Annotated in this window: 16 protein-coding genes and 1 pseudogene; 15 read left to right on the top strand and 2 right to left on the bottom strand. The window is 63.0% G+C overall.

Features of this window, described 5'->3' with window-relative positions; translation table 11 throughout:
* Positions 1 to 84 precede the first annotated feature (84 nt).
* The 5 genes from M1B35_RS19925 (at position 85) to M1B35_RS19905 (ending at position 7839) form a co-directional block, all read left to right on the top strand.
* Positions 85 to 996: an SDR family oxidoreductase gene (locus M1B35_RS19925; protein ID WP_123337091.1), complete on the top strand. Its 912-nt coding sequence runs from the start codon at positions 85 to 87 to the stop codon at positions 994 to 996.
* A gap of 104 nt (positions 997 to 1100) precedes the next feature.
* The gene (locus tag M1B35_RS19920; protein ID WP_268262854.1) at positions 1101 to 1559 is read left to right on the top strand and encodes a hypothetical protein; all 459 of its coding nucleotides are present in this window, start codon (positions 1101 to 1103) and stop codon (positions 1557 to 1559) included.
* Positions 1560 to 1942: 383 nt separating this feature from the next.
* A complete protein-coding gene (locus tag M1B35_RS19915) occupies positions 1943 to 3733 on the top strand; it encodes a DUF1302 domain-containing protein (protein WP_123337087.1) in 1791 nt (596 codons plus the stop codon).
* A 25-nt stretch (positions 3734 to 3758) separates the two neighbouring features.
* The gene (locus M1B35_RS19910) at positions 3759 to 5126 is read left to right on the top strand and encodes a DUF1329 domain-containing protein (protein WP_123337085.1); all 1368 of its coding nucleotides are present in this window, start codon (positions 3759 to 3761) and stop codon (positions 5124 to 5126) included.
* A gap of 148 nt (positions 5127 to 5274) precedes the next feature.
* A complete protein-coding gene (locus tag M1B35_RS19905) occupies positions 5275 to 7839 on the top strand; it encodes a LuxR C-terminal-related transcriptional regulator (RefSeq protein ID WP_268262853.1) in 2565 nt (854 codons plus the stop codon).
* Between the two features lie 21 nt (positions 7840 to 7860).
* On the opposite strand, the gene M1B35_RS19900 is transcribed toward M1B35_RS19905, so the two are convergent.
* Entirely contained in the window at positions 7861 to 8652 is a 792-nt protein-coding gene (locus M1B35_RS19900; protein ID WP_268262852.1) for an IclR family transcriptional regulator, read from the bottom strand.
* Positions 8653 to 8818: 166 nt separating this feature from the next.
* On the opposite strand from M1B35_RS19900, the gene hmgA reads away from it, so the two are divergent.
* From hmgA to maiA, 3 genes are read left to right on the top strand one after another with little or no spacing between them, the layout of a single operon-like run.
* On the top strand, positions 8819 to 10123 hold the full coding sequence (gene hmgA, locus M1B35_RS19895) for a homogentisate 1,2-dioxygenase (protein ID WP_268262851.1): 1305 nt from the start codon (positions 8819 to 8821) through the stop codon (positions 10121 to 10123).
* 3 nt (positions 10124 to 10126) lie between these two features.
* Complete coding sequence (gene fahA / locus M1B35_RS19890; protein ID WP_268262850.1) at positions 10127 to 11431, top strand: fumarylacetoacetase; 1305 nt, start codon at positions 10127 to 10129, stop codon at positions 11429 to 11431.
* A gap of 11 nt (positions 11432 to 11442) precedes the next feature.
* Positions 11443 to 12078, top strand: coding sequence for a maleylacetoacetate isomerase (maiA, locus tag M1B35_RS19885; protein ID WP_268262849.1), 636 nt, complete (start codon positions 11443 to 11445; stop codon positions 12076 to 12078).
* Positions 12079 to 12114: 36 nt separating this feature from the next.
* On the opposite strand, the gene M1B35_RS19880 is transcribed toward maiA, so the two are convergent.
* The gene (locus M1B35_RS19880) at positions 12115 to 12918 is read right to left on the bottom strand and encodes a SirB1 family protein (protein ID WP_268262848.1); all 804 of its coding nucleotides are present in this window, start codon (positions 12916 to 12918) and stop codon (positions 12115 to 12117) included.
* A 183-nt stretch (positions 12919 to 13101) separates the two neighbouring features.
* Here M1B35_RS19880 and M1B35_RS19875 point away from each other — a divergent pair, with 183 nt between their 5' ends.
* From M1B35_RS19875 to tssG, 7 genes and pseudogenes are all read left to right on the top strand, one after another.
* Complete coding sequence (locus M1B35_RS19875) at positions 13102 to 14121, top strand: Leu/Phe/Val dehydrogenase (protein WP_123337071.1); 1020 nt, start codon at positions 13102 to 13104, stop codon at positions 14119 to 14121.
* 378 nt (positions 14122 to 14499) lie between these two features.
* Positions 14500 to 16059, top strand: a complete 1560-nt coding sequence (gene tssA / locus M1B35_RS19870; RefSeq protein WP_123337069.1) for a type VI secretion system protein TssA — start codon at positions 14500 to 14502, stop codon at positions 16057 to 16059.
* Between the two features lie 31 nt (positions 16060 to 16090).
* Positions 16091 to 16597 carry a type VI secretion system contractile sheath small subunit gene (gene tssB / locus M1B35_RS19865; RefSeq protein WP_123337067.1) on the top strand — a complete coding sequence of 169 codons (507 nt, stop codon included), beginning with the start codon at positions 16091 to 16093 and terminating at the stop codon, positions 16595 to 16597.
* Positions 16598 to 16624: 27 nt separating this feature from the next.
* Entirely contained in the window at positions 16625 to 18100 is a 1476-nt protein-coding gene (tssC, locus tag M1B35_RS19860) for a type VI secretion system contractile sheath large subunit (RefSeq protein ID WP_123337065.1), read from the top strand.
* Between the two features lie 14 nt (positions 18101 to 18114).
* Positions 18115 to 18521: pseudogene (gene tssE, locus M1B35_RS19855) on the top strand (type VI secretion system baseplate subunit TssE).
* A gap of 473 nt (positions 18522 to 18994) precedes the next feature.
* Positions 18995 to 20782, top strand: coding sequence for a type VI secretion system baseplate subunit TssF (gene tssF / locus M1B35_RS19850; RefSeq protein WP_123337061.1), 1788 nt, complete (start codon positions 18995 to 18997; stop codon positions 20780 to 20782).
* Positions 20746 to 21753 carry a type VI secretion system baseplate subunit TssG gene (tssG, locus tag M1B35_RS19845; RefSeq protein WP_123337059.1) on the top strand — a complete coding sequence of 336 codons (1008 nt, stop codon included), beginning with the start codon at positions 20746 to 20748 and terminating at the stop codon, positions 21751 to 21753. Before tssF ends, tssG begins: the two co-directional genes overlap by 37 nt.
* Positions 21754 to 21756 lie beyond the last annotated feature (3 nt).

Genomic DNA, 21756 nt, shown 5'->3' with positions numbered 1-21756 from the left:
TTCAGCCGCAAACGTATTTATTGTGACCAGAAGCCGCCTGCCTGACACTCGGGGCATTGTCCATTGCCCCCGTTGGAGTTCGGTATGAGTGAGTCTGTACGCTTCGAAGATAAAGTCGTGGTCATTACCGGCGCTGGCGGTGGCCTGGGGCGGGCTCATGCATTGCTGTTCGCCAAACACGGGGCGCGGGTGCTGGTCAACGACCTGGGCGGATCCACTCAAGGCGAGGGCGCCAATGCCTCGGCGGCGGATCGGGTGGTGGCGCAAATTCGTGAGGCCGGCGGCATTGCCGAGGCCAACCATGATTCGGTGACCGACGGGGAAAAGATCGTGCAGCACGCCCTGGATGTCTTTGGCCGGGTCGATGTGGTGGTCAATAACGCTGGCATCTTGCGGGACAAAACCTTTCACAAGATGGACGACGCCGATTGGGACCTGGTGTACCGGGTGCATGTCGAGGGTGCCTATAAAGTCACCCGCGCCGCCTGGCCTCATCTGCGTGAGCAGGGTTATGGCCGGGTGATTTTCACCGCGTCCACTTCAGGCATCTACGGCAACTTCGGCCAGTCCAACTACGGCATGGCCAAGTTGGGGCTGTACGGCCTGACCCGCACCCTGGCGATCGAGGGCCGCAAGAACAACATCCTGGTCAACGCCATCGCACCCACCGGCGGCACGCGCATGACCGAGGGGCTGATTCCGCCGCAAGTCTTCGAACAGCTGAAGCCGGAACTGGTGAGCCCGCTGGTGGTGTACCTGGGCAGCGAGCAATGCCAGGAAACTTCCGGCCTGTTCGAAGTGGGCGGGGGCTGGATGGGCAAGGTGCGCTGGGAGCGCAGCCTGGGGGTGGGCTTCGATCCGCGCCAGGGCTTTTCACCGGAGGAAGTGGCGGCCCACTGGCAGCAGATCTGCGACTTCGAAGGCGCGGCCCACCCTGGGGATAACATCGAAGCCCTGAAGGAAATGATGCACAACCTGCAAAAGTACGCCCTCTGAAACTCGGCACAGGGCGGGCCGGGAGAGCGCGGTTTTACTCCTGAGGCCGGGCTCTTTATGCTCGATGGGCAGTGGACGCCCCCGACGCATAAGGAGCCGTAGGCATGTACGAGTCAAAAGACCAGCCCGTGTTATCCCGCTTGTTGTTTGTCCGCCGGTTGTTTCTCCACGCCCTGGTGGTGCTGGCGCTGATTGGTTTTTCCATCGGCCTGGGCATCATCGGGTACCTGTATTTCGAAGAAGGAATGCCCCTTCACGACGCCCTGATCAATGCCGCCATGCTCTTGGGCGGCGTGGGGCCCGCCAGCTTGCCGACCACCCCCGGCGGCAAGCTGTTCCTCGCCGGTTATGGCCTTTACGCCAACATCGTGTTTGCTGCGACCATCGGCCTGCTGCTGTCGCCAGTGGCGCATCGGCTGCTGCACCGGTTTCATTACGATGACGGCGACACCGCCTGGGCGCCTGCCCTGGCCCGTGTTTTCCACAGGCATAAAAAAGGCCGCTGCAAGAGCAGCGGCCGAAGTAAGACGTTAGATCAAGGAGCTACCAATCAACGTCAGTGAACCTGGGGGAGCGGCCTGAACCCAAGGGCTTCAGGCGCGCTGGAAAGGGTTATGCCCCGGTGCTGCAACAGCACCTCGGCGGCAGTGACGGGCGCTTTGCCGTGACTGCGCGACAAGAATAAGTGCTTGTTGCGTAATGAAAAATAGTCAATTGGGACAAGGACTTTTACATCCTGGGCAACAGTGTCCCGCTCCAGGCTTCATCCCCGCCATCCATTCCCCTGATGCAGCGGCATCCAGCCCATGCATAAGCCTCTGAACAGCCCCGCTGGCGCAGGCATTCACTCCTTTGAGCGACACTGCGAATACCTCCTTGGTGCGCTTATCGCACCCGGTACAGCGGCAGTAGGGTGAGGCCTTCTGTCACTCACCGGGGAAGACGCATGACAAAAACAACAATGCGCGCCATCTTCACGCCGCAGGCGCTGGCCGTCGCGGTGGCCATGGGCTGCAGTGCCCAGGCTCAGGCGGTTTCATTCAATATTGGCGAGATCGAGGGGCAGTTCGATTCGTCGCTGTCCGTCGGCGCCAGTTGGGGCATGCGCAATGCCGACAAGGACTATGTGGGCACGGTCAATGGCGGCCGTGGCCAGTCCTCCACCGGTGATGACGGACGCCTGAATTTCAAGAAGGGCGAGACCTTCTCGAAAATCTTCAAGGGCCTGCACGACCTGGAACTCAAGTACGGTGACACCGGCGTGTTCGTGCGTGGCAAGTACTGGTACGACTTCGAACTCAAGGATGAAGACCGCGAGTTCAAGCCCATCAGTGACCACAATCGCAAGGAAGGCTCCAAGTCGTCCGGTGCGCAGATCCTCGATGCCTTCGTCTATCACAACTACTCCATCGCCGACCTGCCCGGCACCGTACGCGCCGGCAAGCAAGTGGTCAGCTGGGGCGAAAGCACCTTCATCGGCAACTCCATCAACAGCATCAACCCGATCGACGTGTCGGCATTCCGGCGCCCCGGTGCCGAGATCAAGGAAGGCCTGATCCCGGTGAACATGCTGTTCGCCTCCCAAGGGCTGACCAACCAATTGACTGTGGAAGGCTTCTATCAACTGGAGTGGGACCAGACGGTCCTGGACAACTGCGGCACCTTCTTTGGTGGCGACGTGGCAGCGGACGGCTGCACCACCGGCTACACCGTCGGCAGCCCGGCCATCAGCCCGTTGCAACCCTTGGCCGCCGGCGCCGGCCTGGGCTTCGAGGTCAGCCGCGAGGGGGTGATCCTGCCCCGGGGCGGCGACCGTGATGCGCGGGATTCCGGCCAGTGGGGCGCGGCCCTGCGCTGGCTTGGCGACGAAACCGAGTACGGCCTGTACTTCATGAACTATCACGCCCGTACCCCGATCGTCGGCACCACCACCGCCAACGTCAGCCTTGCCACGCTGGGGGCGCTGGCTGCGGCCGCCAACGGCATTGTTCCGGGCAGCGGCGCGGGCCTGGTGCAAAGCGTGATGCTCGGCCGCGGCCAGTACTACCTGGAATACCCGGAAGACATCCGCCTGTACGGCGCCAGCTTCTCCACCACCTTGCCCACCGGCACCGCGTGGAGCGGCGAGATCAGCTACCGGCCCAACGCCCCGGTGCAAATCAACACCAACGACGTGACCCTGGCCCTGCTCAACCCCATCGCGGGCGGTGCAGCTTCACCGATTTCAAGCGCCATGGGCGCCGACAATACCGGCTACCGGCGCAAGGAAATCACCCAACTGCAAAGCAGCATGACCCAGTTCTTCGACCACGTACTGGGGGCCGATCGCCTGACCCTGGTGGGCGAAGCCGCGATCGTCCACGTCGGCGGCCTGGAGTCGAAAAGCCAGCTGCGTTATGGCCGCGACTCGGTCTACGGGCAATACGGGTTCAACGGTGACACCGACGGTTTTGTCACCGCGACTTCCTGGGGTTATCGCGCCCGGGCCATCCTCGACTACAACAACGTGATCGCCGGGATCAACCTCAAGCCCAACCTGTCCTGGTCCCACGACGTCAACGGCTACGGCCCCAACGGCCTGTTCAACCAGGGCGCCAAGGCGGTGAGCCTCGGGGTGGATGCCGACTACCGCAACACCTACACCGCGAGCCTCAGTTACACCGACTTTTTCGGCGGTGACTACAACACCCTCACCGACCGTGACTTCCTCGCGTTGAGCTTCGGCGTGAACTTCTGATCCGGCTAAGAGAAGGACGACTTTGATGCGCAAGATGATTCTGCAATGCAGTGCCTTGGCCCTGAGTTTGCTGGCCGCCAACGTGATGGCGGCGGTCTCCCCCGACGAGGCGGCCAAGTTGGGCACCAGCCTGACCCCGCTGGGGGCGGAGAAGGCCGGGAATGCCGATGGCTCGATCCCGGCCTGGACCGGTGGCATTCCGAAAAACGCCGGTGCGGTGGACAGCAAGGGCTTCCTGGCCGACCCGTTCGCCAATGAAAAGCCCCTGTTCATCATCACCGCCGCCACGGTGGACAAGTACAAGGACAAGCTCTCGGACGGCCAGGTGGCGATGTTCAAGCGCTACCCGGAAACCTACAAGATCCCGGTCTACACCAGCCATCGCACCGTGGGCCTGCCGGCGGAAATCTACGAGTCGGCCAAGCGCAGTGCGCTGAATGTGCAGGCGATCAACGACGGTAACGGCCTGGCCAACTTCACCGGCAATCGCTACTACGCCTTCCCGATTCCGAAGAACGGCGTGGAGGTGCTGTGGAACCACATCACCCGTTATCACGGCGGCAACCTGCGCCGCATCATCACCCAGGCCACGCCCCAGACCAACGGCAGCTACACGCCGATCCGCTTCGAGGAAGAAGTGGCGGTGCCGCAGCAGATTCCGGACATGGACCCGGCCAAGGCGGCCAACGTGCTGACCTTCTTCAAGCAGTCGGTGACCGCACCGGCGCGCCTGGCGGGCAACGTGCTGCTGGTCCACGAGACCCTCGACCAGGTCAAGGAACCGCGTTCGGCGTGGATCTACAACGCCGGTCAGCGCCGGGTGCGCCGGGCCCCGCAAGTGGCCTATGACGGCCCGGGCACCGCCGCCGACGGCCTGCGCACCTCGGACAACTTCGACATGTTCTCCGGCGCGCCGGACCGCTACGACTGGAAGCTGGTGGGCAAGAAGGAGATGTACATCCCCTACAACAGCTACAAGCTGGATTCCCCCAGCCTCAAGTACGACGACATCATCAAGGCCGGGCATATCAACCAGGACCTGACCCGTTATGAGCTGCACCGGGTCTGGGAAGTGGTGGGAACGGTCAAGCCCAGCGAGCGGCACATCTACGCCAAGCGCCACATGTACCTCGACGAGGACAGCTGGCAGGTGGCCCTGGCGGACCACTACGACGGTCGCGGTCAGCTGTGGCGGGTCGCCGAAGGCCACGCTCAGTTCTACTACGACCACCAGGTGCCGGCGTACACCGTGGAAACCCTGTACGACATCATCGCCGGCCGTTACATCGCCCTGGGCATGAAGAACGAGGAGAAGCACAGCTTCGAATTCGGCTTCGCGGCCAAGGCGGCGGACTACACCCCGGCGGCACTGCGAGCCAGCGGCGTGCGGTAACGCGGTGGATACATTTGATGGCAAAAGGCGACCTTTGGGTCGCCTTTTTTATGGCTGCCGATCAGCGCACTGAATGTTTCTCAACAAGCGCCAAGGACAGGGCTAGGGTGAGTCCACGCAGGCTAAAACTATAAAAAGGCACGCCGCAATGACCGCCATGAGTCACCGTCTGGACCGCCCTGGATTCATGCCTCGCTTGTCCGCTCACCATCTGTCCCGCCCTCGCTTGAGCACGCCCTTGCTGGCCTCCACGGCCCGGGTCAAGGTGCTGTGCGCGCCACCCGGCAGTGGCAAGACTGCGCTGCTGGTCGAGTGCCTGTCCCAGGCGCCGGCGTCGATCCACATCTGTTGGTTGTCCCTGTCTGGCATGCCGCGCAGCCCCGAGGATTTCTGCGGGCAACTGGCCGCTGCCCTGGGCCTGGCGGAAGGCGATGAGCGAGCGCTGCTGGATCACCTGGCACAACGGCAGACGCCGACTTGGTTGTGCCTCGATGACTATTGCCGGGTTGCTGCTCCCGAACTGGACCTGATGCTCGATCGCTTGCTGGCGGTGGATAACCCGGCCCTGAGCTGGTGGCTGGGCACCCGGCGGCGGCCTCAATGCAATTGGCCGCGCCTGTTGCTCGACGATGAGTTGTACGAGTGCGACGGCCCGGCCCTGGCCTTCGGCCTGGAGGATATCCAACAGTTGTTGCAGCAGTTGCCCCAACCCCTGGGCGCACAGACCGCCAGCCGGATTCTGCAACGCAGTGCCGGCTGGTGCGCCGGGGTGCGCATTGCCCTGCTTGAAGGCAGCGAGTGGGTGGCCACGCCCTGCAAGCCGGGGCGGCCCAATACCTTGCTGGAATACCTGGAGCACGAACTGTTCGGCGTGCTGGCGCCGGAGTTGGCGGAAACCTGGCAGGTACTGGCGCACTTGCCGCGCTTCAATCCTGCGCTGTGCGAGCACTTGTTCGGGGCCGGTGAAGGCGCTCAGTACCTGCGCACGCTGCAGGAGCAAGGTTGCTTTATCGAGCCCTGGCAGGGCTCGTCCGAATGGCTGCAAGTCTTTACTCCGCTGGCCCGCTTGATGCGCGACGAGCCTTGGCCGGCAGGGCGTTCCTGGCATCGGCGGGCCTGCCAGTGGTTCACCGCCGAGCAGGATTGGCAAGCGGCGTTCGAGCAAGCCTTGCTGGCCCATGAATATGAAGTGGCGGTCAGCCTGTTGCAGCACTTCAGCTTCGAGTCGCTGTTCCAGCAGCAGAACCTGGTGCTGCTGTTGCGCCTGTATGAGCAGCATGGGGCCGAGTTGCTGGTGGGCAGCCCGCATCTGGTGGGGCTGGTGACGGCGGCGTTGTTGTTTGCCGGGCGCTTCGCCCAGGCGCAACAGTGCATCGAGCACATGGCGCGTTTTGCGCCGCAGCCTTCGGCCGATCTGCAACGCCAGCTGCTGGCGCGCTGGCAAGCCCAGCAAGGCTGGCTATTGCATCTGCAAGGCCAGATGGAGCCAGCCCGTGAGCATTTTCTCCAGGCGCTGTGCGTGCTGGCCGACAATGCCTGGCCGACCCGTTTGTTGTGCCTGTCCGGGCTGACCCAGCAGGCCCTGCTCAAGGGCGAATTGGACGTGGCCCAGGGCCTGAACCGTGAGGCGTTGTGCCTGGCGCGGGCCCAGGACTCCTTGCTGTTTGAGGCCTTGCTGGAGTTGGATCATGGGCAACTGCTGGAGCAGCGTGGGGCGCCCCATCGGGCGCAGGCCCTGCTCGACGACGTGGCCGAACTCCTGGCCCGACAGCCGGTGCCGGCCACGCCGCTGTTGGGGCGCATAGCCCTGCGTCGTGGGCACTTGGCGTTGCGTCAGGGACGCGAGAGCGAGGCGGCGGGTTACTTTCAGGTGGGCCTGGAAGACTGCCTGCTGAGCCATGACAAACGCGCGTTGTACGGCTTTCTCGGGCAGGCGCAGTTGGCTGCCAACCAGCGCGATTACGCCCAGGCCTTTGTGCGCCTGCGTGATGCCGAACGCCTGATGCAGCAACGGCAGATTCCAGACACCGTGTACCGCGGGGTGTTGTTGCAGGTCAGCAGTCATTTCTGGCTCCAGCAGGGCCGACCGGAGTTGGCCCTCGAAGCCTTGAGCCGAGTCTTGCGGCACTACCGTGGCCCGCAGGCCGTGCAGGCGCCCCCGGCGACGCTGGAGCTGATCCCGCGGATTGAATACCTGCTGGTGCTGGCCGAAGTCTATTTGGGGCAGGCGCCGGCCGCGATGGCGACCTTGCAGGAGAGAGTGGAGTGGGCCCGCTGCCATGGCATGTCAGGGCTGGAGACCGAGTTGCAACTGGCCTTGGCCGAGGTCGCGTATCTGCAAGGCGACCGGCGCGTGTCTGCCCAGGCCCTGGAGGCCGGGTTGCAACTGGTGCAGCGTTGCCATTTACCCCAGGCGCTGCTGGACTTGCGCCTGCGGCAACCGGAGCTGTTGCAGACGCTGGAGGGCCTTGAATCCCCTGCGCCCGGCTTGCCAGGCCCTCAAGCCGACGCCGGGGCCAACCCGTTGAGCCTGCGTGAACTGGAAGTCCTGCAGTTGATCGCCCAGGGCAGTTCCAACCTGCAGATTGCCGAGCAGTTATTTATATCCCTGCACACGGTCAAGACCCACGCCCGGCGCATTCACAGCAAGCTGGGGGTGGAGCGGCGCACCCAGGCCGTGGCTCGGGCCAAGTCCCTGGGGTTGATGGGCTGAGCGAGGGCCGTCACCCGGCACTCAGGGTTGGTAACCCATGCGCCAGCTCACGGCCTGGCTCGCCGTCAGCAGGCGCTGGGCCGCCGGGCCATGTTCATCGGCGTGAAACAGCGAGGCCGGTCCCACCACCGTGAGCACGGCGGCGATCTTGCCGGTGGCATCGAACACCGGCGCCGACAAGGCATCCACCCCCGGCATCAGCAAACCATGCACATGGTGCAGGCCGCGGGCGCGGATCTGTTCGCCGAGCTCGGCGTACTCGCCCTCATCGGCCAGTGCATGGGCGCTGTTGGCCTGTAGTTCCTGCTGGCGCAGTTCGAGGGTTTCCCGGGCGGGCAGGTAAGCACCAAACACCAGGCCGGTGGACGAACTGAGCAGGGGCAGGACCGAGCCCAACTGGGTGACCACGGTCACCGCCCGCACGGCCGGTTCGATGTGCACCACGGTCGCGCCCTGATTGCCCCAGACCGCTAGGAAACAGGTTTCATTCAGCTCATCGCGCAGATCGGCCAGGGGCAGGGCGCTGACCTTCAACACGTCCATGCTGTTCAAGGCGGCCAGGCCCACCCGCAGGGCTTCGCGGCCCAGGCCATAGTGGTTGGTGGCGCTGTTCTGCTCGGCGAAGCCACTGGCGATCAAGGCTTGCAGGTAGCGGTGGACCTTACTGGCCGGCATCTGCACATGTTCGGCCAGGCGCGACAGGGAAGTGGACGGCGACAGTTCGGCCAGGGCCTTGAGGATGTCCGTACCGACCTCCGCCGAGCGGACTTTCTGTTTGCCGGTACTGTCGCTGGTGCTGCGGGGCTTTTCCATGGCGGTGCTGTGATCCCGGGACGAATGGCGGTCTTTATAGCTTGACGCTATTCGGCAATCAAATTACGTTGTGCGTAATTCAATTACGATAAAAATAAACCTGGCGTGCCGAGCACTCTCACAACGGAGTCGTCGGCCACCGCCTGCTCCCTGCATAGGAGGCTCCATGAATCTCGATTCCACGGCGACGGTGCTCGCCTATCAGTCGGGTTTTGGTAATGAATTTTCCAGCGAGGCCCTGCCAGGCGCCTTGCCGGTTGGCCAGAACTCCCCGCAAAAGGCCCCCTACGGCCTGTACACCGAACTGTTCTCCGGCACCGCCTTCACCATGGCCCGCAGCGAAGCCCGGCGCACCTGGATGTACCGTATCCTGCCTTCGGCCAACCACCCGTCCTTTACCAAACTTGAACGTCAATTGGCGGGTGGGCCCCTGGGCGAGGTGACGCCCAATCGCCTGCGCTGGAACCCGTTGACCATTCCCGCTGAGCCGACCGATTTCATCGATGGCCTGGTGAGCATGGCGGCCAACTCGGCGGCGCAGAAACCGGCGGGTATCAGCCTCTATCACTATGGCGCCAACCGCTCCATGGAACGGGTGTTCTTCAACGCCGACGGCGAGCTGCTGCTGGTGCCGGAGTTGGGGCGGCTGCGCATCGCCACCGAATTGGGGGTGCTGGATATTGAGCCCCTGGAAATCGCAGTCTTGCCCCGTGGCCTGAAATTTCGCGTCGAATTGCTGGACCCCCAGGCGCGTGGTTACGTTGCCGAAAACCATGGCGCGCCCTTGCGCCTGCCGGACCTGGGGCCCATCGGCAGCAACGGCCTGGCCAACCCGCGGGACTTCCTGACCCCGGTGGCCCATTACGAAGACCTCCAGCAGCCCACGCCCTTGGTACAGAAGTTCCTGGGCGAACTCTGGGGCTGCGAGCTGGACCATTCGCCGCTCAACGTGGTGGCCTGGCACGGCAACAACGTGCCCTACAAATATGACCTGCGGCGTTTCAACACCCTTGGCACTGTCAGCTTCGATCACCCGGACCCGTCGATCTTCACGGTGCTGACCTCGCCCACCAGCGTGCACGGCCTGGCCAACCTCGACTTCGTGATTTTCCCGCCGCGCTGGATGGTGGCCGAGAACACCTTTCGGCCCCCGTGGTTCCACCGCAACCTGATGAACGAATACATGGGCCTGATCCAGGGGGCCTACGACGCCAAGGCCGAAGGCTTCCTGCCCGGCGGCGCGTCGCTGCACAGTTGCATGAGTGCCCACGGGCCCGATGGCGAAACCTGCAGCAAGGCCATCAACGCCGAACTGCAGCCGGCCAAGATCGACAACACCATGGCGTTCATGTTCGAGACCAGCCAGGTGTTGCGCCCCAGCCAGTTCGCCCTGGCCTGCCCGCAATTGCAGAACAACTACGACGCCTGCTGGGCCACGCTGCCCAGCACCTTCAACCCGAATCGGAGATAACCCATGAATCAGCCATCCTTGACCCGCAGTTGGGTTGCCTCCGCCAACGGTCATGCCGATTTCCCCCTGCAAAACCTGCCGCTGGGGGGGTTCAGCACCCCAGGTTCGGCGGCCCGCAGTGGCGTCGCCATTGGTGAGCATATTCTTGACTTGGACGCGGCCCTGGACGCCGGCCTGTTCGACGGCGCGGCCCGTACCGCAGTGGAAGCCACCCGTGGCGGGCAACTTAACGCCTTCTTCGAGTTGGGCCGTGGGGCCCGGGTCGCCCTGCGTGAGCGGCTGCTGGAACTGCTCGGCGAAGGCAGCAGCCTGCGCGGAAAAATGGAAGCCCTGGGGGCCAGATTGTTGCCCTTGGCGGCGGATTGCCAACTGCACCTGCCGGCCCGCATCAGCGACTACACCGACTTTTACGTCGGCATCGAGCACGCGCAAAACGTCGGCAAACTGTTCCGTCCGGACAACCCGCTGCTGCCGAACTACAAGCATGTGCCCATCGGTTATCACGGCCGCGCGTCGACCGTCCGTGCGTCGGGCACCGAGGTCCGCCGTCCCAAGGGCCAGACCCTGCCGGCCGGGCAGAGCGAGCCGGTTTTCGGCCCCTGCGCACGCCTGGACTACGAGCTGGAACTGGGGATCTGGATCGGCCAGGGCAACGAGATGGGCGAGCCGATCGCCATTAGCGAAGCCGCTGAGCATATCGCCGGTTTCTGCCTGCTCAATGACTGGTCGGCGCGGGACATCCAGGCCTGGGAATACCAGCCGTTGGGGCCGTTCCTGTCGAAAAGCTTTATCACCAGCATCTCGCCCTGGGTGGTGACCGCCGAAGCCCTGGAGCCGTTCCGCCGTGCCCAGCCGGCACGCCCGCAAGGCGACCCGCAGCCGCTGCCGTATCTGCTGGACCCGCGCGACCAGGCGGGCGGCGGCTTCGATATCGAACTGGAAGTGCTGCTGCTGACCGAGGCCATGGCCGAGCAGGGCCTGGCTCCCCAGCGCCTGACCCTGAGCAACACCCAGCACATGTACTGGACCGTGGCGCAAATGGTCGCCCACCACAGCGTCAACGGTTGCCAGTTGCAGGCCGGTGACCTGTTCGGTTCGGGCACTTTGTCCGGGCCGCAAGAAGGGCAGTTCGGCAGCCTGCTGGAAATCACCGAGGGCGGCAAAAAGCCCATCGAACTGGCGTCCGGCGAAGTGCGCAAATTCCTTGAAGACGGCGACGAAATCATCCTGCGCGGGCGCTGCCGCCGTGAAGGTTTTGCCTCCATCGGCTTCGGCGAGTGCCGCGGCAAAGTCGTGCCTGCCCGTTAAGAGGTCGTGCCATGGAGCTCTATACCTACTACCGCTCGACCGCGTCGTACCGGGTGCGCCTGGCCCTGGCCCTCAAGGGCCTGGATTTCCAGGCGGTGCCGGTCAACCTCCTGGTGCCCAAGGGCGGTGCCAATCGGCAGCCGGAGTACCTGCGCATCAACCCCCAGGGCCGGGTGCCGGCCTTGCGCACCAACGAGGGGGCGGTGCTGATCCAGTCTCTGGCGATCATCGAATACCTGGAGGAATGTTATCCACAGGTGCCGTTGCTTTCCCGTGACCTGCTCAGCCGCGCCCATGAACGGGCGGTGGCGGCGGTGATCGGTTGCGATATCCATCCGCTGCACAACTCCAGTACCCAGAACCTGCTGCGTGACTGGGGCCACGATGACGGGCAAGTGCAGGTGTGGATCGACCATTGGATCAGCCAGGGGCTGGGAGCCGTGGAGCAATTGATCGGCGATCGGGGCTTCTGCTTTGGCGAGCAGCCGGGGTTGGCGGATGTGTTTCTGATTCCGCAGCTGTACGCCGCCGAACGTTTCAAGGTGCCCTTGGCGAGTTACCCACGGATTCTCCGGGTGGCTGCCCTGGCGGCTGAGCACCCGGCGTTCCAGGCGGCCCATCCGGCTCATCAGCCCGACACCCCCTGAGGCCTGCGGCAGTCTTGCCGGTGGGGCCTTGCGGGTTCAATGCACGATGCTGCTGGGCGGCAAGTGCCCGAGGCGCTCGGTCAGGCGCAAGCGCTGGATCGGGTCCTCGCTGAGCAGCAGCGCATGCTCCAGATCGAAGCGTTCGGCATTGGGGCATTCCAGGCGTTGGTACAGGCTGGCCCGGGCCAAGTAGTCGGCGGCGCTGCCATTGCCCAGCTCCAGCACCCGCTCGGCATTGATCAGGGCCCCCAGGTTGTCATCGCAGGCCAGGTGCAATTGGCGCAGGTTGCGTGACAGGCGCTGAAGCATCTGCTGTGGTTCGGCGGTCACCAGGTGCTCGGCCGAGAGTTTGAAGTTTGCGCCGTACTGGCGCTGCAGCAATTCCCGGCAATCGTTGGGGTACAGGCGGCGCCCGCCGCAAGGGTCCAGCAGGTGGTCGGCGCCGGGCACCCGCAGCAGAAAATGCCCGGGGAAATTCACCCCGACCATGGGGATCTCCAGCCGACGGGCCAGTTCCAGGGCAATCAGGCCGAGGGCCAGTGGCTGTCCGCGGCGCCGTTGCAGGACCTTGTCCAGCAGGGCGGCGTGGGGGCGCAAGGGTAGGTGCTCGTCCTGCTGAAAACCCAGGTCGTTCATCTGCCGCAGCAAGGGTTGGCCCAACTCGCTGACCGGCAACAGCGGCAAGCCGGCACTCACCCGTTGCTGCAGCGCCTTCATTTCCTCGAGCAACAGGCCTGGCACGACCTGTGGGTCATGCTCGGCGGCAATCCACAGCGCGGCTTCGAACAGGGCGGGCGGGGAGCGGTGCAGGCAGGCGAAAAAAGCTTGGCGCGGGTTCATCTCAACCTCCGACGGATGCCTCGTTTTAGCCTCGTCTCAAGCGTTCGTCCAGTGCTGTACATAGTCGGTAGCAGGTTATTTCCCAAAGGCTGCAAACCGGCGCTGCTTATTCTTGCGTGCTCCAGCAATTTTCAGGCGCAGGCCTATACTGGCGACTACAAGAAGTGACTCGGGAGCCCGACAATGTTCGCTCTCATGCAAAGCACTCGCCTTGAATCGCTGCACTTGAGCGTCGACCCGATCACCGGGTTGAAGGCGGTCATTGCCATCCATAACAGCCGACTGGGGCCCGCCCTGGGAGGTTGCCGTTACCTGGCCTACCCCGACGACGAAAGTGCCGTGGCGGATGCCGTGCGCCTGGCCCAGGGCATGAGCTACAAGGCGGCGCTGGCCGGCCTGTCCCATGGCGGCGGCAAGGCGGTGATCATTCGCCCGGCCCACGTGGAAAACCGCGCCGCGCTGTTCGAGGCCTTTGGCCGTTGCATCGAGCAACTGGACGGCCGCTTCATCACCGCCATCGACAGCGGCACCTCGGTTGCCGACATGGATTGCATCGCCCAGCAGACCCAACACGTCACCAGCACCAGCGCTGCCGGCGACCCGTCGCCCCACGCGGCCATGGGGGTGTTCGCCGGTATCCGCAGCACCGCCATGGCCCGCCTGGGCAGCGACAACCTGGAAGGCTTGCGCGTGGCGGTGCAGGGCTTGGGCAATGTCGGTTTTGCCCTCGCCCAGCAATTGCACGCTGCCGGCGCCGAGCTGCTGGTGAGCGACATCGACCCCGGCAAGGTGCAACTGGCCATGGAGCAACTGGGCGCCCATCCGGTGGCCAATGACTCGTTGCTCAGCACCCCCTGCGACATCTTTGCCCCTTGCGGCCTGGGCGCGGTGCTCAACAGCCACAGCGTGGCGCAACTGCGCTGCTCGGCGGTGGCCGGTTCGGCGAACAACCAACTGACCCATCTGGATGTGGCTGACCAACTTGAGCGGAGGGGCATCCTCTACGCGCCGGACTACGTGATCAACTCGGGCGGCCTGATCTACGTTTCACTCAAGCACCAGGGCGCGGAACTGAGCACCATCACCGCTCATTTGTCGAAGATCAGCTCGCGCCTGACCGAAGTCTTCGCCCACGCCCAGGCAGAAAAACGCTCCCCCGCGCGGGTCGCGGACGAGTTGGCGGAACGCGTGTTGTATCGCTAGCTGGCAGGCAGCCCCATTTCAAGATTGTGGACAGGTGTGCGCAGCGACTGCTGTGTCGCCCGCCGATTTTCTGTTCTCTGAAGGGCTGTAAACAGGCCGTTTTTCAAGCGTTCGGGCGCTCCCATCGCAACGCTGCGGACAGCCCCGTGGCCTGTGGCTTGCGGCATTTTTACGAGCATTTTTTTGACGTCTATTTTTTGACTAATGGCTTTTTGATGGTAAAGGATGATTGCAAAGCGCTATCAGCCTGATTACGATGCCCGCACTTTCAACAAGTGCAGATGACTCAAGGGATGAGTTTTTTCGGCTGCACTTGGGTCTGTGCCGTGGGCGGAATTCCCCCTCGGCGTCGAGATCGTAATCCGTCGAAGGTCATGGATGTCCTACTCAAGCAAGCTCTCAGCGCATTACCTCGAGATCGCCCAAACCGCTATTTCCAAAGAGCGATTTGCCGGCGAGGACGTGCGGTTCTCCAGTGAATATGAAGCCCTGGAAAGCGAGCTGAACAAAGCCCAGTCAATGCACGAAAGCGGGCAGATCGACTGGCTGAAAATCCTCGAAAACAGTGAAGCGCTGCTGCGCACCCAGTCCAAGGACTTACGGGTGGCGGCCTGGCTCACCTGGGCCTTGTTCCAGCGCGAATCCTTTCCTGGACTGTTGGCGGGCGTCGGCCTGTTGCAGCACCTGTGCGCCGAGCACTGGTCCGAGGTTCATCCCGGTAAACCGCGAACTCGGGCGGCCGCCATCAGTTGGCTGGTGCCCCGGCTGGAGCAGGTCCTGGGTGAGAACGTGGCGATCAAGGAACAGCTGCCGCTGTTTCGCCGCCTGGTGGAATGCCTGCAAGGCCTCGATGCAGCGCTGACTGAACACCTGGGCGATGACGCGCCGCTGTTGCTGCCCATCAGCCGGCGCTTGTCGAGCATGGTGCAGCGCGCCGCCGACAATCAGCCCGAACCCGGTGTGGTGGGCGCGGCCGTGGCCCAGGTCAAGCAGGCGGCCACGCAGCTGTTCACCCCGGGCGCGCCCATCGACAACGAGAAAGAAGCTCACAAGGCCCTGCGGGCGTTGCAGGAAAGCGCGCGCCCGCTGTGTGCCTGGTGGCTGCGGCAGAAGGCGTCCGATGTGCGTGCGTTGCGTGTCAATCGCACCATGCTGTGGCTGCCCATCGATGCAGTCCCCGAGCGCAATGCCGAGCAGATCACCGTGCTGCGCGGGCTGCCGGCCGACAAGCTGAAGCAGTACCAGGAGCGCTTCAACAACGGTCAGTTCGCCGATCTGTTGGTGGAGCTTGAAGCCAGCCTGGCCAAGGCGCCGTTCTGGTTCGATGGCCAGCGCATGGTCTGGGAATGCCTGATGGAGCTGAACGCCGAGCAGGCGATGCGCGAGGTGGAGTTTCACTTTGCGCTGTTGCTGCAACGCCTGCCGGGGGTGGTGGAGTTGCGCTTTCACGATGGCGCGCCCTTTGCCGACCCCGCCACCCGGGCCTGGATCAGCGCCAACGTCATGCCCCACCTGCAAAGCGCCAGCGCGCCGCGCAAGGTCGAAGTGGCCTCGGCCAACCAGCCGGCCTGGGAACTGGCCCTGGAAGAGGTGCTGCCGGTGCTGCGCAAGGACGGTCTGAAGGCCGCGGTGCAGATTCTCAAGCAGGGCCTGCAGGCCGCCCATGGTGGCCGGGTGCGTTTCTTCTGGCTGTTCAGCCTGGCGCGCCTGTGCTTCCTGGCCAAGAAGTACGAACTGGCCAAGACCCAACTCGAAACCCTCGATCAAGAATTGCAGAACTCGGGCTTGCATGCCTGGGAGCCTGATCTGGCGCTGGATGTGCTGCACCTCCTGCATAGCTGCTGTGAGTTGTTGCCGCAAAACCACGCCGTGCGTGAACGCAAGGAAGAGATTTATCGCAGGCTGTGCCACCTCGACCTCGAAGTGGTGCTCGATTAGGCCCCCCGGGCCGTACACAAGGAGAAACGCCATGGCCAAAGAAGGCTCGGTAGCCCCCAAGGAACGCATTAACGTCACCTTCAAACCCGCCACCGGTGGTGCTCAGGAAGAAATCGAGCTGCCGCTGAAACTGTTGGCGATCGGTGACTACACCCAGCGCGCGGACGAGCGCAAGGTGGAGGATCGCAAGCCCATCAGCATCGACAAGATGACCTTTGACGAGGTCCTGGCCAAGCAGGAGTTGAGCCTGACCCTGAGCGTGCCCAACCGTCTGCAGGACGACGGTGAGATGGATGAGCTGGCGGTCAAGCTGCGGGTCAATTCGATGAAGGACTTCAACCCGGCGAGCCTGGTGGAGCAAGTGCCTGAACTGAAAAAACTGATGGAGCTGCGTGATGCCCTGGTGGCGCTCAAAGGTCCGTTGGGCAACGCCCCGGCGTTCCGCAAAGCCATCGAAGGCGTGCTTGCCGACGATGAATCCCGTGGTCGGGTCCTGGGTGAACTGGGCCTGAGTGCCGCCACCGCCAAGGACGCTTAAGCCCCATCCGCTAAGGAAGCCAAGATTATGAGCAGCAGCGCAGCACAGCAAAGCAGCACCGAAAACGGCGAGTACAGCATTCTCGACAGCATCATCGCCGAAACCCGCCTGACCCCGGACGACGAAGCCTACGACATCGCCAAGCGCGGCGTGTCGGCCTTTATCGAAGAATTGCTCAAGCCGCAGAACAACGGCGAGCCGGTAAAAAAGGCCATGGTCGATCGCATGATCGCCGAGATCGACGCCAAGCTCAGCCGGCAGATGGACGAGATCCTCCACCACGCTGATTTCCAGTCCCTGGAGTCCGCCTGGCGCGGCCTGCAGTTGCTGGTGGACCGCACCAACTTCCGTGAAAACATCAAGATCGAAATCCTCAACGTCTCCAAGCAGGACCTGCTGGACGATTTCGAGGACTCGCCGGAAGTGATGCAGGCCGGCCTCTACAAGCACATCTACACTGCTGAATACGGCCAGTTCGGTGGCCAGCCGGTAGGCGCGATCATCGCCAACTACTTCATGTCCCCCAGTTCGCCGGACGTGAAACTGATGCAGTACGTGTCCAGCGTGGCCTGCATGTCCCACGCGCCGTTTATCGCCGCGGCCGGGCCGAAGTTCTTTGGCCTGGAAAGCTTCACCGGCCTGCCGGACCTGAAAGACCTGAAGGATCACTTCGAAGGCCCGCAGTTCGCCAAGTGGCAGAGTTTCCGCCAGTCCGAAGACGCCCGTTACATCGGCCTGACCGTGCCGCGCTTCCTGCTGCGCAACCCGTACGACCCGGAAGAAAACCCGGTCAAGTCGTTCGTCTACAAGGAAACCGTGGCCAATAGCCATGAGCATTACCTGTGGGGCAACACCGCCTATGCCTTCGGTACCAAGCTGACCGACAGCTTCGCCAAGTTCCGCTGGTGCCCGAACATCATCGGCCCGCAAAGCGGTGGCGCGGTGGAAGACCTGCCGTTGCACCACTTCGAAAGCATGGGCGAGATCGAAACCAAGATCCCGACCGAGGTGCTGGTCAGCGACCGTCGTGAATATGAACTGGCCGAGGAAGGCTTCATTTCCCTGACCATGCGCAAAGGCAGCGACAACGCGGCGTTCTTCTCCGCCAGTTCGGTGCAGAAGCCGAAGTTCTTCGGCATCAGCGCCGAAGGCAAGGCTGCCGAGCTGAACTACAAGCTCGGCACCCAACTGCCGTACATGATGATCGTCAACCGCCTGGCCCATTACCTGAAAGTGCTGCAGCGCGAGCAACTGGGTTCGTGGAAGGAACGCACTGACCTGGAGCTGGAACTCAACAAGTGGATCCGCCAGTACGTCGCCGACCAGGAAAACCCGAGCGCCGAAGTGCGTGGCCGTCGTCCGCTGCGCGCCGCGCAGATCATCGTCAGCGATGTGGAAGGTGAGCCGGGCTGGTACCGCGTAAGCCTGAACGTGCGCCCGCACTTCAAATACATGGGGGCTGATTTCACCCTGTCGCTGGTGGGCAAGTTGGACAAAGAGTAATCGGGAGAAAGGTCATGAGCGGATACGGCAGCCTGTTCGAACGCCTGAGTGGCGAAGCCGACAAACGCGTCGGTTGGAGCCGCGAGGCCTGTGCAACGGTTTCAGTGGCGGCCCATCTGGGCAAGATGCTGAGCACCCGTGCGGGGAGCGTGCAAACGTTGGCGGACTACGGGTTGCCGGATCTGAATGACATGCGCCTGAGCCTGCACGACGCCTTGAGCCAAGCCCGCCTGGCGATCGAGAGTTTTATCGAAGCCTATGAGCCGCGCCTGACGAATGTGCGGGTGGTGTCCCTGCCGCGGGATCACGACCAACTCAAGTTGCCTTCAGTATCGAAGGCCTGCTGGAAGTGGAAGGGATCAAGCGTCAGGTGAGTTTCGCCGCGCGCTTGAATGGCAGTGGCCAAGTCAAAGTCAGTTAACAAACCCGGGATTGAAAACATGCAGTTCCTGGTTTGCAACATAAGTTGCAAGCGTGATCTTCAACTATGAGGTTCAAACAGCCATCGAATAATAAGTGGCTGGCCGGGAAGCACTTCCCTGTTGTGCAGTACTTTGCATCACTAAGTTCGGTTGTTTGTTTCAGAAGTCCAGAACGCCCCTGCAAACGGGCTGGCCTGGCGATTCAACGCGGCGCCTGAATCCAAGGCCCGCAGAGGAGGGTGAGTGTTATCTGTTCGACGGCCAATTGCCGGCGCCGTGCGCGTTCGCCTGTCAAACCCTGTTCGGGTCTGTGGCAAGTGATGTGTCGGGCCTTTGTCGAACCCTTGAAATCAACGTAACAGCGTTGGGTTTATAGCGACCCGAGGCTGTTTGAAGACGTGCCTTGCCGGGGCAATAACCTGAAGGTTTTGCCCGGCTAATTATTGCGAATACGACAAACAGGTAATCCGAAGTGTCCTTCAACTACTACTACCAAAGCGAACTCACTGCGCTGCGCCAATTGGGTCGCCGTTTCGCCGAACGTAGTCCGGCATTGGCGCCGTTTTTGGGCCAGGCTGGGCGGGACCCGGATGTGGAACGCCTGCTTGAAGGGTTCGCCTTTCTCACGGGGCGGCTTCGGCAGAAGCTGGATGACGAGTTGCCCGAACTGAGCCATTCGCTGATGCAACTGCTGTGGCCGAACTACATGCGGCCATTGCCGGCCTTCAGCATCTTGCAGTTCGACCCCTTGAAGCAGTCCGGGCCGGCGCTGCGGGTGGAGCGCGATACGCCGGTGGAAAGCAAGCCGATCGATGACGTGCGCTGCCGCTTTCGCACCTGCTACCCCACCGAGGTCCTGCCTCTGGACCTGACGGCCCTGAACTATTCGGTCAAGGGCGGTGGCGCCCTGCTTAGCCTGCGCCTGGAGATGAGTTGCGACGGGCACATCGGTGAATTGAACCTGAGCCGCCTGCGCCTGCACCTGGCCGGTGAGCGCTACATCAGCCAGATGCTCTACCTGTGCCTGTTGCGCAACCTGGAGGGCATCGAACTGGTGCCCCTGGGCATGGACGGCAAGCCGTTCCCCGGAGCCAACGGCGAGGGCATGGCGTTCAAGATGCCGGGCAACCGGGTGCAGCCGGTGGGGTTCGCCGAAGAAGAGGCGTTGATCCCTTACCCGCTCAATACCTTTCGCGGCTATCGCTACCTGCAGGAGTATTTCGCCTTCCAGGACAAGTTCCTGTTCGTCGACCTGAATGGCCTGGACCTGTTGCAGTCGCTGCCCGAGGAAACCCTCAAGCAGATGCGCGGCCTGGAGCTGCGTTTCGACATCCTCAAAGGGGGTATCCAGCGCCTGCGCCCGACCCTGGACAACGTCAAGCTGTACTGCACGCCGATCGCCAACCTGTTCAAGCACGATGCCTTGCCGATCCGCCTGGACGGTAAACAGGACGAATACCTGCTGCTGCCTGCCGAGTACGACCTGGAAAACTGTGGGGTGTTTTCGGTGGAAACCGTCACCGGCTGGAAGCCCGGCGGCCTGGGTTACCAAGAGTACGTGCCGTTCGAATCCTTTGAGCACGACCCGAGCTTCGACGTCCCCCACAGCAGCCCGCACTACAGCATCCGCCAGCGCTCCTCGTTATTGCATGACGGCCTGGACACTTACTTGAGCTTTGGCATCCGCCACACCGAAGCCCATGAAACCCTGTCCATCGAGCTGACCTGCACCAACCAGAACCTGCCGCGCCGGCTCAAACTGGGGGACATCAACCAACCTTCCGAAGCCACCCCGGAGTTCCTCAGCTTCCGCAACATCACCCCGGTCACATCGAGTTTTGCACCGCCGTTGAACCGCGACTTCCTGTGGAAGCTGATCAGCAACATGTCCCTCAACTACCTGTCGCTGGCCAACGTCGACGCCTTGAAGGTGATTCTCGAAACCTACGACTTGCCGCGCTACTACGACCAGCACGCGGAGAAGGTTAGTAAGCGATTGCTCGGCGGGCTCAAGTCGATCCGCCATGAACACGTGGACCGGCTGCACCGTGGCCTGCCCCTGCGCGGCCTGCGCACCGAACTGACCATCGACCCCGAAGGCTACATCGGCGAGGGCGACCTGTTTGTCTTCGCCTCGGTGCTCAACGAGTTTTTTGCACTGTACGCCAGCCTCAATTCCTACCACGAGCTGCGGGTGAAAAGTACCCAAGGAGAGGTGTACCAATGGACACCACGTATGGGCCTGCAGCCCCTGCTCTAAGCGGGCTGAGCCGGGTTATTCGCGAGTACTCGCTGTTTCAGGCGGTGCTGCTGGTGTTGGATCGGCTGCGCGAGGTGCACCCGCAACTGAGCGAGGAAGACCTCTACGACCAGCTGGAATTCCAGGCCAACCCGAGCCTGGGGTTTCCCGGCAGCGACGTCGATCGCGTGGAGTTTTTCCAGGAGCACGGGCAACTGCGGGCGCGCCTGCGCTTCAACCTGATCGGGCTGTTTGGCTCCGGTTCGCCGCTGCCGGCGTTTTATGGCGAAGAGGCCTTGGGCGACAGCGAGGAGGGCAACCCGACGCGCAACTTCCTCGACCTGTTCCACCACCGCCTGCAACGCCTGATGCTGCCGATCTGGCGCAAGTACCGCTACCGCGCCAGCTTCCAGAGCGGTGCCCTGGACCCGTTCTCGTCCCAGCTGTTTGCCCTGATCGGCCTGGGCGGCGAAGACATTCGCCGGGCCAAGGAACTGAACTGGAAACGCCTGCTGCCGTACCTCGGGTTGCTCAGCCTGCGCGCCCACTCGGCGGCGCTGATCGAAGCGGTGCTGCGCTACTACTTCAAGCACGCGGACCTGGTGATCGAGCAATGCATTGAGCGCCGGGTGGAGATTCTCCAGGAGCAGCGCAATTGCCTGGGCCAGGCCAACAGCCTGCTGGGCGAGGACTTGGTACTGGGCGAGCGGGTTCGCGACCGCAGCGGCAAGTTTCGCATCCACATCAGCCAGCTGGACTGGCAGCGCTTCCACGAGTTTTTACCGATTGGTTTCGGTTACCAGCCGCTGTGCGCGCTGGTGCGTTTCACCCTGCGCGACCCCTTGGACTACGACATTCGCCTGGTGCTGCGTCAGGAAGAAATCCGCGAACTGCGCATCGGTGAGCAGAACGCTTGTCGCCTGGGCTGGACCAGCTGGCTGGGTCGTGAACACGCGGATGGCGTGGTGACCCTGGGCAGCAAAATTCATTAAGGA

The sequence above is a fragment of the Pseudomonas morbosilactucae genome (assembly GCF_023241665.1).
GTDB lineage: Bacteria > Pseudomonadota > Gammaproteobacteria > Pseudomonadales > Pseudomonadaceae > Aquipseudomonas > Aquipseudomonas morbosilactucae.
Note: the sequence above shows the minus strand (reverse complement) of the source record. Positions and strands in the feature narration are given on the sequence as shown.